This is a genomic window from Rhodococcus gordoniae (genome assembly GCF_001646655.1).
Classification (GTDB): Bacteria; Actinomycetota; Actinomycetes; order Mycobacteriales; family Mycobacteriaceae; genus Rhodococcus; species Rhodococcus gordoniae.
Window position 1 is genome coordinate 87,765 of record NZ_LPZN01000028.1, and the last position, 14,709, is coordinate 102,473.

General features: G+C 70.4%; 15 protein-coding genes and 1 riboswitch. Of the genes, 12 read left to right on the forward strand and 3 right to left on the reverse strand.

Going from position 1 to position 14,709, the window contains the following annotated elements:
* Positions 1–61 precede the first annotated feature (61 nt).
* Together A8G18_RS12725 and A8G18_RS12730 are read right to left on the reverse strand one after the other, a co-directional pair.
* Positions 62–337, reverse strand: a complete 276-nt coding sequence (locus A8G18_RS12725; protein ID WP_016693842.1) for an Lrp/AsnC family transcriptional regulator — start codon at positions 335–337, stop codon at positions 62–64.
* 33 nt (positions 338–370) lie between these two features.
* Entirely contained in the window at positions 371–2,119 is a 1,749-nt protein-coding gene (locus A8G18_RS12730; RefSeq protein WP_084421762.1) for a DEDD exonuclease domain-containing protein, read from the reverse strand.
* Positions 2,120–2,554: 435 nt separating this feature from the next.
* Positions 2,555–2,718, forward strand: a riboswitch (cyclic di-AMP (ydaO/yuaA leader).
* A 15-nt stretch (positions 2,719–2,733) separates the two neighbouring features.
* On the opposite strand from A8G18_RS12730, the gene A8G18_RS12735 reads away from it, so the two are divergent.
* The 12 genes from A8G18_RS12735 to A8G18_RS12790 all read left to right on the forward strand — a co-directional run bounded on the left by A8G18_RS12735 (position 2,734) and on the right by A8G18_RS12790 (position 13,773).
* Entirely contained in the window at positions 2,734–3,315 is a 582-nt protein-coding gene (locus A8G18_RS12735; protein WP_016935484.1) for a C40 family peptidase, read from the forward strand.
* A gap of 381 nt (positions 3,316–3,696) precedes the next feature.
* Positions 3,697–4,689 carry a C40 family peptidase gene (locus A8G18_RS12740; protein ID WP_064064178.1) on the forward strand — a complete coding sequence of 331 codons (993 nt, stop codon included), beginning with the start codon at positions 3,697–3,699 and terminating at the stop codon, positions 4,687–4,689.
* Between the two features lie 72 nt (positions 4,690–4,761).
* Positions 4,762–6,087 (forward strand): hypothetical protein, encoded by a 1,326-nt coding sequence (locus A8G18_RS12745; protein WP_064064159.1) that lies wholly within the window; start codon positions 4,762–4,764, stop codon positions 6,085–6,087.
* 63 nt (positions 6,088–6,150) lie between these two features.
* Entirely contained in the window at positions 6,151–7,320 is a 1,170-nt protein-coding gene (locus A8G18_RS12750) for a glycosyltransferase family 4 protein (RefSeq protein WP_064064160.1), read from the forward strand.
* 39 nt (positions 7,321–7,359) lie between these two features.
* Complete coding sequence (locus A8G18_RS12755; RefSeq protein ID WP_064064179.1) at positions 7,360–7,749, forward strand: hypothetical protein; 390 nt, start codon at positions 7,360–7,362, stop codon at positions 7,747–7,749.
* Positions 7,750–7,853: 104 nt separating this feature from the next.
* Positions 7,854–8,291 carry an SRPBCC family protein gene (locus tag A8G18_RS12760; protein WP_064064161.1) on the forward strand — a complete coding sequence of 146 codons (438 nt, stop codon included), beginning with the start codon at positions 7,854–7,856 and terminating at the stop codon, positions 8,289–8,291.
* Positions 8,292–8,314: 23 nt separating this feature from the next.
* Positions 8,315–9,523, forward strand: coding sequence for an ArsA family ATPase (locus A8G18_RS12765; RefSeq protein ID WP_064064162.1), 1,209 nt, complete (start codon positions 8,315–8,317; stop codon positions 9,521–9,523).
* Positions 9,511–9,915, forward strand: a complete 405-nt coding sequence (locus A8G18_RS12770; RefSeq protein WP_064064163.1) for a hypothetical protein — start codon at positions 9,511–9,513, stop codon at positions 9,913–9,915. Before A8G18_RS12765 ends, A8G18_RS12770 begins: the two co-directional genes overlap by 13 nt.
* Positions 9,912–10,889, forward strand: coding sequence for an ROK family protein (locus tag A8G18_RS12775; protein WP_242496664.1), 978 nt, complete (start codon positions 9,912–9,914; stop codon positions 10,887–10,889). The genes A8G18_RS12770 and A8G18_RS12775 overlap by 4 nt, the downstream gene beginning before the upstream one ends.
* 159 nt (positions 10,890–11,048) lie before the next feature.
* The gene (locus A8G18_RS12780; RefSeq protein WP_064064164.1) at positions 11,049–11,837 is read left to right on the forward strand and encodes a lysophospholipid acyltransferase family protein; all 789 of its coding nucleotides are present in this window, start codon (positions 11,049–11,051) and stop codon (positions 11,835–11,837) included.
* Between the two features lie 4 nt (positions 11,838–11,841).
* Positions 11,842–12,333, forward strand: a complete 492-nt coding sequence (locus A8G18_RS12785; RefSeq protein ID WP_064064165.1) for a polyadenylate-specific 3'-exoribonuclease AS — start codon at positions 11,842–11,844, stop codon at positions 12,331–12,333.
* 54 nt (positions 12,334–12,387) lie between these two features.
* Positions 12,388–13,773, forward strand: a complete 1,386-nt coding sequence (locus A8G18_RS12790; protein WP_016933765.1) for a class II 3-deoxy-7-phosphoheptulonate synthase — start codon at positions 12,388–12,390, stop codon at positions 13,771–13,773.
* 19 nt (positions 13,774–13,792) lie between these two features.
* On the opposite strand, the gene A8G18_RS12795 is transcribed toward A8G18_RS12790, so the two are convergent.
* Positions 13,793–14,709: Stk1 family PASTA domain-containing Ser/Thr kinase (locus A8G18_RS12795; protein ID WP_157100853.1), on the reverse strand; the 917-nt coding region annotated here is incomplete at its 5' end.

Sequence of the window (14,709 nt, forward strand, 5' to 3'; positions counted from 1 at the left end):
GAACGACGGGCCCGCACTGCATCGGTGCGGGCCCGTCGGTCGTCGGTGGTGCTGCGGGGTGTCAGTTCCCGATCGAGAAGCCGGCCTCGACGTCGGCGCTCGAATACGACTGGAAGGCGATGTGGGTGACGGTCTTCGTCACGCCGTCGATCTTGTTGATGCCCCGGGTGACGACATCCGCGATCTTCTCGTGGTCGCGGACGCGGACCACCGCCACGAGGTCGACGTCGCCCGCGCAGGAGTACACCGTGTCGACGCCGTCGAGGTCGGCGACCGCTTGCGCGGTCTCGGGGATACGGTTCGCCTCGGCATCGATCAGGACGATCGCGTTGATCATGGGGGTCTCCTTCAACCTTCCTCGGGGATTGCATCAGCCTAAGCGGTGGGACGAGTCCGCGGAGAGGAGCCTGCGGACCGCGCGGGCCTCACGCGCGAGTTCGGCCCACGCACTCCATCGGCCCGCACCTCGGGTCGGCTCGCACCAGCCCCGGCTCGCACGGACGATGCGGGTGCCCTCACCGTCGAGCCATCGCGCGACCAGACCGATCTCCTCCGGGGACGCGCCGCGCAGCGGTCCCGGTGACGGCCGCACCGTCTCGGCACCGGCGACGATCGCCTCCACGACGGGCATCGGACGCACGCCGCGCGGCGCCACGCCGGCGGACGCGAGCCGGCCTGCGCGGATCACCGCGAACTCCCACCCGCCCTCGGCGCGCGGACGCGCGGCGACGAGTTCGTCGACGGCCGCCAGCGAAGCCAGGCGTTGGGTGCGCCGCAGCGCGACGAGGGCGGCGGCGAGCCGGTCGCGCAGCCGGGCGGCATTCTCGAACAGCTGGTCGCGTACGAGGGTGTCGAGGTGCTCGTGCACCGCCTCGACGGCATCGTCGGCGAGGCCGCGGACGACCGCGCGCACGCCCTCGACCTGGGTTGCATAGGCGGAGGCGTCCTGGACCCCGAAGCGCGCCGCTGCGCAGCCCCCGACGGCGACGGGCGGGCAACGGTCGCCGTGACGGGCCGTGCGGCCGATCCTGCGTGTGCACGTGCGCAGACCACACATCTGCGCGAGCAGCGCCGCGACGTCCGCGGCGTCGGCGCGTACCGAGAACGGGCCGATCGCGTCGGGTCCGGGAGTGCGGCTCACAGCGAGGCGCGGAAACGCCTCGTCGGTGAGGATGATCCACCAGCCGCGCATCGGATACTTCGACCGGCGGTTGTACGGAGGGGTGTGTGCGGCGATCAGCCGCAGTTCGCGGACGCCGGCCTCGAGCCCGTGGGCGCATTCGACATGATCGATGCGAGTGGTGAGCGCGACCATCTCCCGCAGCCGCGGCCGCGTCTCGGAGCCCGTGAAATAGGTACGGACGCGCCGGTGCAGGTCGACCGCCGTGCCGACGTACAACACCTCGTCGGACGGCCCCCGGAACATGTAGACACCGGGCTTGCGTGGAAGGTGTGCGGCGAGTGCGCGTTTGGCCCGTTGCTCGGCGGTGACCACCGGCATGTAGTCGCGCAACTCGGTGAGGCTGTGGACCCCCTGGTTGCCGACTCGTTCGATGAGGGCGTGCAGCACGTCCACGGTGGCCCGTGCGTCGTCGAGCGCGCGGTGGGTGGGCACGGTGGAGACCCTGAACAGCTCGGCCAGCGCGGAGAGCTTCACCGACGGCGCCTCGTCGCGCCCGAGGACGCGACGGGCCAGCTTGACGGTGCACAGCACCTGGAAGCGGGGCCATGCCAGCCGGCACCGGGCGGCAGCCGCCTGGAGAAATCCGACGTCGAAACCGGCGTTGTGCGCGACGAGCACCGATCCGGACGCGAACTCGAGGAAGGCGGGCAGCACCTCCTCGATCCTGGGGGCCGCGTAGACCATCGCAGTGGTGATGCCGGTGAGTTGCACGATGTACGGAGGAATGGGACGCCCGGGATCGACGAGGGTCGCGAACTCGCCGAGCACCTCGCCGGCACGGATCTTCACCGCACCGATCTCGGTGATGGCGTCCTCGGCTGCCTTCCCGCCGGTCGTCTCGAGGTCGACGACGACGAAGGTGGTGTCGCGCAGGGGTGTGTCGAGCTCGTCGAAACCCAGTTGCACGCCGAGGGCCGATGGTTGCGGCGAGGTCATGCGGCGAGCCTAGGAAGCGACACCGACAACCTACCGGGCGGGCTCCCGAACCCTCACGAGACGAGGATCACACCCTTTTTCTGCCGTCGCGAGAATCGGACGAAGCCCCCGAAAACAGACCGATCGGCCTGCGAGAGAAGCAATCCGGCGAATCGGACGGTCCGTTCCGGCCGGCCTCTCCGGGTAGCGGTGTCCTGACCTGCTTCTTCCGGAGTGGACCCGGACGAATCGGGTAGTGACGTCCTCGGGATGAAAGAGGGCCGGGCAGTGCTCGTTACCGCGCCGTTATCGGACCGTCGCCCTACGGCAGTGTTCTCCCAGGAATCGGTCGAAGCGGTCGGGTGGCGCGGCGGGGCGGTCGACTTCACCGATGCCGTTTCGTAATCTTTTCGAGACCGAGCGGAGAGTTTTCCGCCCCACCCCCGGGTCGGAGCCGCACGGTTACCGCCTAATCGCCCCTCCCCGGCTTCGGGAGTGGCGAGCCGGGGACCCACGTAGTTCTTGGGGTGAATCTCCTCCGCCCGTCGCGGCGAGGAGTAGGGCTGATCTTCCGGCCCGAACCCGTCAGCTAACTCGGTCGGCGGGTGAACGGAAGAAACGGAGAACGTCCCCTCGTGGTTTCGAACAACAGCAAGCGCACCGTCCGGCGCGCCCTTGTCGCCGGTGCCATTGCTCTCGGAGCAGTCACCGTCTCGGCCGGCCCGGCGATGGCCGAGCCCATCAACATTCCCGGTGTCGGAACGTTCGACCTCCCGGCCGGTGTGACCGTGCCGCCGGAGATCGCCAACCTCGTTCCGCCGGCCGCCGAGGGTGCCCCCGCGCCTCAGGCCGCTGCCTTCACCGCCCCCCTCGGCTCCGTCGGACAGCGTGCTGCCGACGCTGCGCAGTCGAAGATCGGCGCCCCCTACGTCTACGGCGCTGCCGGACCGAGCTCCTTCGACTGCTCGGGTCTCGTGCAGTGGGCCTTCAAGCAGGCCGGCCTCAGCGTCCCGCGCACCAGCTACGAGCAGGCTTCCGCCGGTACCCCCATCGATGTCGCGGCTCTCCAGCCCGGCGACGTCGTGTCGTTCTACGGAGGCAGCCACACCGGCATCTACATCGGCGGCGGCAACATCGTGCACGCCTCCACCTCCAGCCAGCCGGTGAAGATCGCGCCGCTGAACTCGATGCCCGTCGACGGAGCGCGTCGCTTCTGACCGCACGTCGCCTCCGATCGGACGGCGTTTCCCGCCTCCGCTCCGACGCATCATCTCCGAGAAGGGTGGGTCCGGTACCAACCGGACCCACCCTTCTCGGATGTCTGCGTGTGCGGCCCGTAGCCATGTCCGTCCGCTTGCACACAAAGTCGCCGCGCGTGATGGCTACTCGCAGGTAGACACAAACCTATGCGATTCCGTAACCTGATCGAGACCTTCGATCGGCAGTTGCGGATGATCAAGGACGCCCGGGAAAGGATTCGAGCCCTCGTGGTTTCCGACAGGACGAAGCACCTCATGCGAGTGCAGGGCAGGCCGAGAGCGCAGGGCAGGCCGGGAGTACGGGCCGCGCGCCGCCCGGCGCTCGTCGTGGCCCTCGTGATGATGGTCCTCGGTCTCACTCTCGCGCCGGCGGCGGCGCAACCACCGGGGGAGACCCCCGCCGCGCGACTCGACCACCTCGCCGATCTGTCGCGTCGCAGCGAGCAGGCCACCGAAGCGTTGCACGCCGCGGGTGCGGATCTCGAAGCGAAGGTCGCGGCGCAGCAGGAGGCCGATACTCGCGCTGCCCAGGCCGACGAGGCCCTGGCCGGCGCTCGCGCCGACATCGCCCGCTTCAAGCCCACCGTCGACAAGCTCGCGCGGGCCAACTACCGCGGCGCGCGCACCAACCGGCTCTTCGCCGTGATGGTGAGCGACTCGCCTCAGCAGATGCTCGACCAGATGGTGCTGCTCGACGTCCTCGGTGAACAGACCTCGCGCGAGGTCGAAGGGTTCCGGACCGCCACCGCCGCCGCGGCCGAGGCCGCCGTGGCCGCGCAGCACGCCGCCGACGAGGCACATGCCGCCGCCGCGCAGGCCCAGACACTCCGCGACGAACTCCAGCGGCGTCAGGCCGAACTCGAGCAGCAGATCGAGGGAGTTCTCGATGCTTTCGAAGCGCTGAGCGACGCGGAGAAGGCCGAACTCGCCGGCACTCCCTTCCCGCCGGGCCTCGACGCCGAGAAGATCCTGCAGCACCTCGTCCCCGGCAGCAACGGCGCCGCCCTCCGGGCGGCCCTGTCCCGCATCGGCTCCCCGTACGTCTGGGGCGCGACCGGCCCCGATCAGTTCGACTGTTCGGGCCTCATGGTCTGGGCGTACAAGCAGGTCGGCAAGGCGCTGCCCCGCTCCAGTCAGGCCCAGGCGCAGGGCGGCGCCCCCGTCTCCCGCGAGAATCTGCAGCCCGGCGACCTCGTCATCTTCTACGACGATGCCTCCCACGTGGGCATGTACGTCGGCGACGGCAACATGGTGCATGCCTCGACCTTCGGTGTACCGGTGAAGGTCCAGTCGATCGATCGGTTCCCGTTCCACAGCGCCCGCCGGTACTGATTCGCCGCCACGTCGGCGCCGACTGCCGAGGTCGCCCCGGGCGCCGCCCGGACGTCGACCTAGACTGACGCGGTGCCCGCGCGATCGTCCTCTCCCGCCGGTACCCGCCGGTGGGAACGTCTCGGCCTGGCCGGGCTGGTCGTCGCACTGGTCACGGCAGGCCTGCTGCTGGCCGTCGACCCGGCGGACACCGACGACGCCGACAGCCGGGTACGGGCCGAACTGCAGGTCGTGCTGGACGACTGGAGCCGTGCCGTCCGGACCGGCGACGACGCGTTCCTCACCCGGTTGATCGACGCCGCGTCCCCGGCGCTCCTCGCCTCCGAGCGGGAGCGGATCGCGGCAATCGCCTCCGTTCCTCTCACCGACTTCGGGTACGAACTCGCCCCCGACTCGGCGTTGCCCCTGCCGCCCGAGGTCGTCGCCCGGTTCGGCGCCGACGAGGTCCGGGCCCACCGCGTCCACCTCCGGTTCGCTGTGGACGGCATCGACGACGTACCCACCCGCCGGCCCGTGACCGTGCTGTTCGTCCACCGGCCGCACGGCTGGCGGATCGCCGACGACGCGCCGGCCCTCGCCGGGGCGGAGACCGCGACCTGGCGGGGACCGTGGGACCACGGTCCGCTCCACGTCGCGACCGCACAGACCGAGGGCGGACGTTCGCTCGTGATCGGGCACCCGGACAACGCGTCGTTCGTGGACGACCTCGCCGACGACCTGCCGTCCGTGGTGGAGGCCGTCGACGACCTGTGGGGCGACACCTGGCCGCGGCGCGCGCTGGTCGTCGTGACCTCCTCGCGCGAGGAGTTCTCGCACCTCGTCGGGCCGCGGCACGACGGCGACGACATCGCTGCCGTCGCGGTCTCCGACGACGTGGATCACGGGCACGGGATCGCCACCGGTCAGCGCATCGTCTTCAACCCGGCTGCGAGCGAGCGGCTCGACGACACCTCGCGGAGAACCGTGCTCGCCCACGAGACGGTGCACGTCGCCGCGCGGGCCGGCACGGTGGACGGTTCGCCGATGTGGGTTCTCGAGGGTTTCGCCGACTACGTCGGCCACCGCGCGACAGCGGAGGAGCTCGACGTCCGGCGGATCGCACCGACGCTGACCCGGCAGGTTCGGTCGTCGGGTGTACCGGTGTCGCTGCCGGCCGACGGCGATTTCACCGGCGAACGCTCGGCGCTCGCCTACGAGACCGCCTGGTCGATCGCCGCGTACACCGCCGACGAGTTCGGACACGACAGGCTGGTCGCCCTGTACCGCGCCCTCGCCGCGGGTCCTGCCACGGACGAGAAGCTCGACGACGTGCTCACCGAACTGCTCGGCGTCGACACCACCGAGTTCGTGGAGGGCTGGGGACGCTGGCTCGGAGGCCGACTCCGCGACACCCACTGATCGGCCCGTGCCGGGGCGGGACCCGTCCACGCGCGCGCGTCCCGCTGCTTCTACGGTGGACCCATGTCGCGAACCCTGCTGGTGACGAACGATTTCCCGCCCCGCCCCGGTGGCATCCAGTCCTATCTGCACGCCTTCGCGAACCAGCTGCCGTCCGACGACCTCGTCGTCTACGCACCGCGCTGGCGCGGCGACAGCCACGTGAAATTCGACGCGCGGGCTCCCTTCGAGGTCGTCCGTCATTCCACGACGCTGATGCTGCCCACCCCCGACGTCGCCCGCCGCGCCACCCGCCTGCTCGTCGAACACGACTGCGACACCGTCTGGTTCGGAGCCGCCGCGCCGTTGGCGTTGCTGGCGCCCGTGATGCGCCGCGCCGGAGCCCACCGCATCGTCGCCAGCACACACGGCCACGAGGTGGGGTGGTCGATGCTGCCCGCCGCCCGCCAGGCCCTGCGGCAGATCGGCGACCATACCGACACCGTCACCTACGTCAGCCGCTACACCCGGGGACGTTTCGCCTCCGCGTTCGGTCCCGAGGCCGGCCTCGAACACCTGCCGTCCGGAGTCGACACGGATGTCTTCCGGCCCGATCCGGGAGCGCGCGCCGACCTGCGGGCACGTTACGGACTCGGCGACCGGCCCACCGTGCTGTGCCTGTCGCGCCTCGTACCGCGCAAGGGGCAGGACGTGCTCATCCGTGCGCTGCCCGCGATCCGCACGCGCATCGACGGTGCCGTCCTCGTCATCGTCGGCGGCGGACCGTACGAGTCGCGACTGCGCGAGCTCGCCCGCCGCGCCGGCGTGGAGGACCATGTCGTGTTCACCGGCACCGTGCCGGCAGCCGAACTCGCCGCGCACCACACCGTCGCCGACGTGTTCGCGATGCCGTGTCGCACCCGCGGCGGCGGTCTCGACGTCGAGGGCCTGGGCATCGTCTACCTCGAGGCGTCCGCGACCGGTGTCCCCGTCGTGGCCGGCAGATCGGGCGGGGCCCCGGAGACGGTGCGGGACGGCCGGACCGGGTACGTCGTCGACGGCACCGCGGTGACGGCGGTCGCCACCGCCGTGTCCGGCATCCTCGCCGATCCCGACCGTGCCGCCGCGATGGGCGCGGCCGGTCGCGAGTGGGTGTCCACCGACTGGAGATGGGACGTCCTGGGAGCGAGATTGCGCGGATATCTCGACGCCGCGACGCCACCGAGCGAGACCGTGGCGCCGTCGGCGGGGTGACCGGACGGGCCGGAGGCGCGATGTGTGAAGCTGTCCTGCGTGAGCAGCATTCAGGTGGCGGATCAGACCTTCGTAGCGGCGCCCCCGGAGCGCATCGCCGAGGAGGTCGCGGCGCCCGATCGGTGGCGTGCCTGGTGGCCCGATCTCACGCTGACCGTGCGTGAGGACCGTGCCGAGAAGGGCATCCGGTGGACGGTGTCGGGCCCGCTCGACGGGACGATGGAAGTGTGGCTCGAACCGGTCCTCGACGGCGCGGTGATCCACTACTTCCTGCACTGCGAACCGGCTGGTGTCCCACCCGAGCGCGTGGCGGGTCTCGACCTCGCCGCCATGAACCGGACGCGCCGGGTCCAGGGAAAGGTGATGACCTTCGAGGTCAAGCAGCGTCTCGAGGCCGGTCGTCCGGCGGGTGAGCCACCGCGCTCCTGACGGACCGAAGTGCCGATACCGTTGTCCGCAGAGTGTGTGATAGACCGTCGGAACGGGACTGATCGGTGTACACCCGAGGGACCGAGAAAGGGAGCCGTCACCACATGGCCGAGAAGACGAAGAGGTCGATCACCATCGACGCGCCGGCCGAGCGTGTCATGAAGGTCATCGCAGATTTCGATGCCTATCCCACCTGGGTGTCGGCGGCGAAGACCGTGGAGGTGGTGGAACACCGCCCCGACGGGCGGGCAGAGCGCGTGCGCTTCGTCCTGGACGCCGGCATCGTCAAGGACACCTACGTCCTGCGGTACAAGTGGGCGCCCGACAACCGCGCCGTGAGCTGGGATCTCGAGAGCGGCGAGATCCAGAAGGCGCAGTCGGGCTCGTACGTGCTGACCGAGACCGCCGACGGCACCACCGTCGTCGACTACCAGCTCACGGTGGACCTCACGATTCCGATGATCGGTCTGTTCAAGCGCAAGGCGGAGAAGGTCATCACCGACACCGCGCTGAAGGAACTCAAGAAGCAGGTGGAGGGCTGAACGTCCGGCCCGCCCCGGCCCGCGTGCGATGGTTCCTCGGCAAGGGCGGCACCGGGAAGACGACCGTGGCCGCGGCCGAGGCGCTCGCGACCGCCCGCGCGGGGGAGCCCGTGCTCGTCGTCTCGATCGACCAGGCGCACTCGCTCGGCGACGTGCTCGACCTGCCCCCGGCCACGAGCCGGGACGCCGGCGGGTCCGGCATCCGGACCGTCGAGGAGAAACTCGACATGGTGGAGATCGATGCGCTGCAGCTGCTCCGGTCGCGCTATGCGGTCCTCGCATCGATGGCGGCGCTCGCCGGGACCCACGAACACGCCGAGCAGTTCGACCTGCCCGAGCCCGACGAACTGACCGGCCTGCCCGGCGTCCAGGAGCTCCTGGTGCTCTCGGAGGTCGCGCGACTCTCGGACACCGGAAAGTGGTCCCATATCGTCGTCGACGCGCCGGCCTCGGCCGACGCCCTGCGCACTCTCGCCGCGCCGCGCACGGTGGCCGACTATCTGGAACGGGTCTGGCCGCAGCACAGCCGGGTCGCGGCCACCACCGGCCCCGACCCCCGGACGGCCGTCTTCGTCGCCCTGTTCGACCGGCTGCTCTCGGGCATCGCCGCGGTACGCGACCTGCTCGACGATCGTCGACGCAGCACGGCGGTGATCGTGGCGACGCCTGATCGCGCCGGTCGTGCCGAACTGCGCAGGGTGCGGTCGTGGCTCGCCCTGTCCGGCATCCGGGTCGAGGCGGTCGTGATCAACGGAGTCATTCCCTCGGTGGGTGGATCGGGTGCGGCGGCGCGACTGCTCGCCGACCAGCGGGCCGCGCACGAGGCGGTCGTGGAGGAGATCACGACGACCGTCACCGACGTCCCCGTGATCGTGTGCGAGCGCCGTGCAGCCGAGCCGGTAGGGTTGGAAGCTCTGGAGGAGCTCGCTGCGGCGCTCCGCCGCGACCCACCCGCACCCTCGTCGGACACCGGCGATCCGGTCCGGGTGCAGCACGAATCGGGAACGGGGGTGGAATCGGTGTACGCGATGCGCATGTACCTCCCACTCGCCGACCCCGCGTCCCTGACACTCGGACGCATCGGCGACGACCTGGTCGTCGGCGCCGACGGCATGCGCCGCCGGGTGCGACTCGCGTCGGGGCTGCGGCGGTGCACGGTCTCCGAAGCCGAGTTCGACGGCACCGATCTGGTGGTGCGCTTCGTACCGGATCCGGCGGTGTGGCCGCTGTGAGAGACGATCACGAAGCTCTGCTCTCCGAGCTGTTGCTGCTCGCCGACGCCGTGCTCGACCGCGTCGAGGGTGCGGTGCAGCAGTTCGCCGTCCCACCCGCCGACGACTCCGCTTCCGGGTCGGCAGCGCCTTCGAGCGCTCCTGACTCGGCAGCGACCCCGGGTGGGTGCGCGTGGTGTCCGCTCTGCGCGGCTGCAGCGCTGGTACGCGGCGAGAACCATGAGCTCGTCACCAGGCTGGCGACCAAGTTGGCGGCTCTGATCGCGCTGCTCCGTGAGTTCCTCTCGCAGTTCCTGTCCGCGACCGGCGGCAACCCACCGGAGCCCACGCCCGATCCGCCGACGCGTGAGCGTGCGGCCTTCGTGCCGATCTCCGTCAACGTCCGGCCGTGAGCATCGGCCACGGGAACGGCGCTGTGCTCACGGTGGGGATCGATATCGGTGGAACGAGTATTCGTGCCGCGGCCGTCGATCGGAACGGCGAGGTCGCCGACAGTGTGCGCACGCAGACGCCGTCCTCCGCGGTCGCCCTCGAGAACGCTCTGCATCGTCTCGTCGATCACCTGCGTGGTCGCAACGACATCGCGGCGGTCGGGCTGGGGGTCGCGGGCTTCCTGACCGAAGACCGCACCACGGTGCGGTTCGCGCCCCACCTGCCCTGGCGGGAGACGCCACTCGCGCAGACGCTGACCGCGCGCTTCGGGCTGCCGGTCGTCCTCGAACACGACGCCAACGCCGCAGCCTGGGCCGAGTACCGCTTCGGTGCCGCCGCAGGCAGCGGGATCGCGGTGATGGTGGCACTCGGAACGGGAATCGGTGCTGCCCTGCTGCTCGACGGCAGGATCTATCGCGGTGCGTACGGTGTGGCCCCCGAACTCGGGCACCTGCAGGTCGATCCCGACGGCCGTCCCTGCCCGTGCGGAAAGCGCGGTTGCTGGGAGCGATATTGCAGCGGAACAGGTCTCGTGGACACGACCGTCGAAATGCTCGCGGCGGATCCCGGACGTTCCGTGCTCGCCGGCGAGATCGCCGCGGATCCGGGATCGCTCACCGGACGGCGGATCGCCGGGGCCGCCCACGACGGCGATCCCGTCGCGCTCGCGGCGTTCGACGACTTCGCCCGCAGGCTCGGGCTCGGACTGGCGCTCGTCGCCGACGTCTACGACCCCGAACTCGTCGTCATCGGGGGAGGGGTCTCCGGCTCCGCGCCGCTGTTCCTCGATGCTGCGCGCGAACACTATGCGGCCGTCACCACCGGTGCCGGGCACCGTCCCCTCGCGCGGGTACGGGTGGCGCAGCTCGGTGATGCCGCAGGGCTGATCGGTGCCGCGGATCTGGCCCGCGCCGAGGTGTGCGGAACCCCGTGATCCCGTTCAGCGGATGAGATTATCGTCACGTCGAGGTCGAAAGCGTGGGGTCGGGCACCTCGGTGATGTGCGTGTGGCGGCCGCATCGTCGTAGAGTCGACCGGCGGGCGGTGCTGCACCGATCCGCGTGGGGGGAAGATCGGATTCGGGAAGGATGCCATGTGGTACTGGCTGTTCAAATACGTCCTCCTGGGACCGTTGCTGTGGCTCATAGGTCGTCCGACCTTCGAAGGCGGCGAGAACATTCCGGCGCACGGCCCGGCGATCCTGGCCAGTAATCACCGCGCGGTCCTCGACTCGTTCTACCTTCCCCTCCTCGTGCGACGGCGGATCACCTTCCTGGCCAAGAGCGAGTACTTCACCGGTGCCGGTCCCAAGGGCGCCTTCCAGCGCTGGTTCTTCTCTTCGGTCGGGCAGGTCCCCATCGACCGCACCGGCGCCGATGCCGCGCAGGACGCGCTCAATGCCGGCGTCCGGGTTCTCGGCCAGGGAAAGCTGCTCGGCATCTACCCCGAGGGCACCCGCTCACCCGACGGACGTCTCTACAAGGGCAAGACCGGCCTGGCGCGACTGGCGCTCGAGACCGGCGTCCCCGTGATCCCCGTCGCCATGATCGGAACCGACCGGATGAACCCCATCGGCTCGAAGATGTGGCGACCGGCGAAGATCACCGTGCGGATCGGCAAGCCCATCGATTTCTCCCGGTTCGAGGGCATGGGCGGCAACAGGTTCGTCGAGCGCACCGTCACCGACGAGGTCATGTACTCGCTCATGCAGTTGTCGGGCCAGGAGTACGTCGACATCTACGCCGCGACCCTGAAGAGCACGCCGGGCGTGGCGGACGGCCCGGGTACGGCCGGGGAGGCAGGCGCGTCGGAGTCCGAGGCCGTCACCCCGCCGCCGGGCGGTCCCGTCGCGGACCGTATTCCCGACACCCGCGCCGGGTGAGCAGGTGCGCTACTTCTACGACTGTGAATTCATCGAGGACGGTCGCACGATCGAACTCGTCTCGATCGGTGTCGCCTGCGAGGACGGCCGCGAGTTCTACGCGGTGTCGACCGAGTTCGACCCGTCCCGGGCCGGTGCCTGGGTGCGCCGCAACGTGCTGCCGAAGCTGCCGCCGCCGGCGCACCCCGCGTGGAAGTCGCGGTCGAGGATCCGCGACGACCTGCTGAAGTTCCTCGTGCCCCGGCCGGGTATCCGACCCGAGCTGTGGGCATGGATCGGGGCCTACGACCACGTCGTCCTCGCGCAGTTGTGGGGCACGATGCCCGATCTTCCGGACGTCCTGCCCCGCTACACCCGCGAACTCAGGCAGCACTGGGAGGACTCGGGTTCCCCACCCCTGCCCCCGGTTCCGGACGACAATCACGACGCCCTCGCCGACGCCCGCCACAACCTCGCGAAGTTCGAGGCGATCGAGGCCGCTCGTCGTTCACGGTGACGCGGGTAACGGGGTGCTGCGCCGCTCCCGGCCGTCACGCCATATCCTGGACGGGTGAACTGGACTGTCGACGTGCCGATCGACCGCTTGCCCGAACTTCCTCCGTTGCCCGAGGAGCTGCGTGCCAACCTCGACGCGGCGCTCGCGAAACCGGCGCTGCAGCAGCCCGGCTGGCCCGAGGAGCAGGCCGCGGCGATGCGCACCGTGCTGGAGAGCGTGCCCCCCATCACCGTGCCCCGCGAGGTCGAGGAGCTGCAGAATCAGCTCGCCGCCGTCGCCCGCGGTGAAGCCTTCCTCCTGCAGGGCGGCGACTGTGCCGAGACGTTCGCGGACAACACCGAGCCGCACATCAAAGGCAACATCCGCACGTTGCTGCAGATGGCGGTGGTGCTGACCTACGGTGCCTCGACGCCGGTGGTGAAGGTCGCGCGTATCGCCGGCCAGTACGCCAAGCCGCGCTCGTCCGACACCGATGCGCTCGGTCTGCCGTCCTACCGCGGCGACATGGTCAACTCGCTGGTCGCCGATCCCGAGGTGCGCAGGCACGATCCGTCCCGTCTCGTGCGCGCCTACGCGAACGCGAGCGCCGCGATGAACCTCGTGCGTGCTGTCACCGCGGCCGGCGAGGCCGACCTGCACCGCGTGCACGACTGGAACCGGGCCTTCGTCTCGGCCTCGCCCGCCGGGGCCCGCTACGAGGCGCTCGCCTCCGAGATCGATCGCGGCTTGCGGTTCATGGACGCCTGCGGCGTCGTCGACCCGAACCTGCGCGCGGCGACGATCTACGCCAGCCACGAGGCCCTCGTCCTCGACTACGAGCGTGCGATGCTGCGCCTCGACAACTCGGGCGACGAACCGCGCCTGTACGACCTGTCGGCCCACTTCCTGTGGATCGGTGATCGCACCCGTCAGCTCGACGGCGCGCACATCGCGTTCGCGGAGCTGCTGTCGAACCCGATCGGCCTCAAGATCGGTCCGTCGACCACCCCGGAGATGGCCGTCGAGTACGTCGAGCGGCTCGACCCGCACAACACGCCGGGACGGCTCACCCTGATCTCCCGGATGGGGCACTCGAAGGTCCGCGACCTGCTGCCCGGCATCATCGAGCGCGTCGAGTCCACCGGTCACAAGGTGATCTGGCAGTGCGATCCGATGCACGGCAACACCCACGAGGCGTCCACCGGCTACAAGACGCGCCACTTCGACCGCATCGTCGACGAGGTGCAGGGCTTCTTCGAGGTACACCGCGCGCTCGGCACGCATCCCGGTGGCATCCACGTCGAGCTCACCGGTGAGAACGTCACCGAATGCCTCGGCGGCGCCCAGGACATCTCCGATCTCGACCTGCACGGTCGTTACGAGACGGCGTGCGATCCGCGCCTGAACACGCAGCAGTCGATCGAACTCGCGTTCCTGGTCGCGGAGATGCTCCGCGGGTAGGCGGGAAGCATCTCTCGGATCAGGGCAGTGCGGTCAACGTGATCGTGCTGCCCTGTTCCGCTCTCCGGCCCGCCCCGGGATTCTGGCCGATCACGACCGACCGGTCGGAGTCGCCGAGCTGCCGCACCTCGACCTCGAAGCCGAGCCGGGTGAGTTCTTCGCGGGCCGAGCCCACCGAACGACCCAACAGCGACGGCACCTTCACTGCATCGGATACGAGGAGGGTGACCGTTCCTCCGGCATTGACCTCGTCGCCCTCCGCCGGGTCGGTGCCGGCGACGAGGCCCCCGTCGACGTCGGCGTCGAAGACCTCCCGGATCTCCCCGACGGTCAGTCCCGCATCGTCGAGGATGCGCCGCGCCTCGTCGACCGTGCGTCCGGAGAGATCGGGCAGGGTCACCGGGGGTGATCCCTTGCTCATCACAAGCTTCACCTCGGACCCGACGGGCAGGACGGTTCCCGGCGCGGGATCGAGTGCGGCGACGCCTCCCTCGGGCACCGTGGTGCTGAAGGCGGTGCCGCCCTCCACCGGCTCGAAGGTGCGACGCCGCAGTTCGTCCTCGACGACGGATCTCTCCCCGGCGCCGGGGATGGACGGAACGGTGGGCCTGCCGAGCGACACGAGCAGCGCGATCGTGTCGCCGTCGGGCACACGTGATCCTGCGGTGGGATCGGTACCGAGGACGGTGTCGACCGGGACGTCGTCGGAGTACTCGCCTCTGATCTCGCCGGCCAGTCCGGCTGTCTCGATCGCGGAGACGGCGGCGGCCCGGTCGAGCCCCTGCACGGTCGGTACGTCGGTGAGCCGGCCGGCGCCGAGCCACCATCCCGCGATTCCCATGAACAGTGCGAGCACGATGATCGCGGCGATCCAGGCGGCCGCCGAGCGGCGCTGACGGCGACGGTCGGCGGCGTAGTCGGGCCGGGGCGCCACCG

Coding starts and splice junctions, on each gene's coding strand:
- A8G18_RS12725 (WP_016693842.1), bottom strand. CDS start 337: ATGATCAACGCGATCGTCCTGATCGATGCCGAGGCGAACCGTATCCCC.
- A8G18_RS12730 (WP_084421762.1), bottom strand. CDS start 2,119: ATGACCTCGCCGCAACCATCGGCCCTCGGCGTGCAACTGGGTTTCGAC.
- A8G18_RS12740 (WP_064064178.1), top strand. CDS start 3,697: ATGATGGTCCTCGGTCTCACTCTCGCGCCGGCGGCGGCGCAACCACCG.
- A8G18_RS12750 (WP_064064160.1), top strand. CDS start 6,151: ATGTCGCGAACCCTGCTGGTGACGAACGATTTCCCGCCCCGCCCCGGT.
- A8G18_RS12760 (WP_064064161.1), top strand. CDS start 7,854: ATGGCCGAGAAGACGAAGAGGTCGATCACCATCGACGCGCCGGCCGAG.
- A8G18_RS12780 (WP_064064164.1), top strand. CDS start 11,049: ATGTGGTACTGGCTGTTCAAATACGTCCTCCTGGGACCGTTGCTGTGG.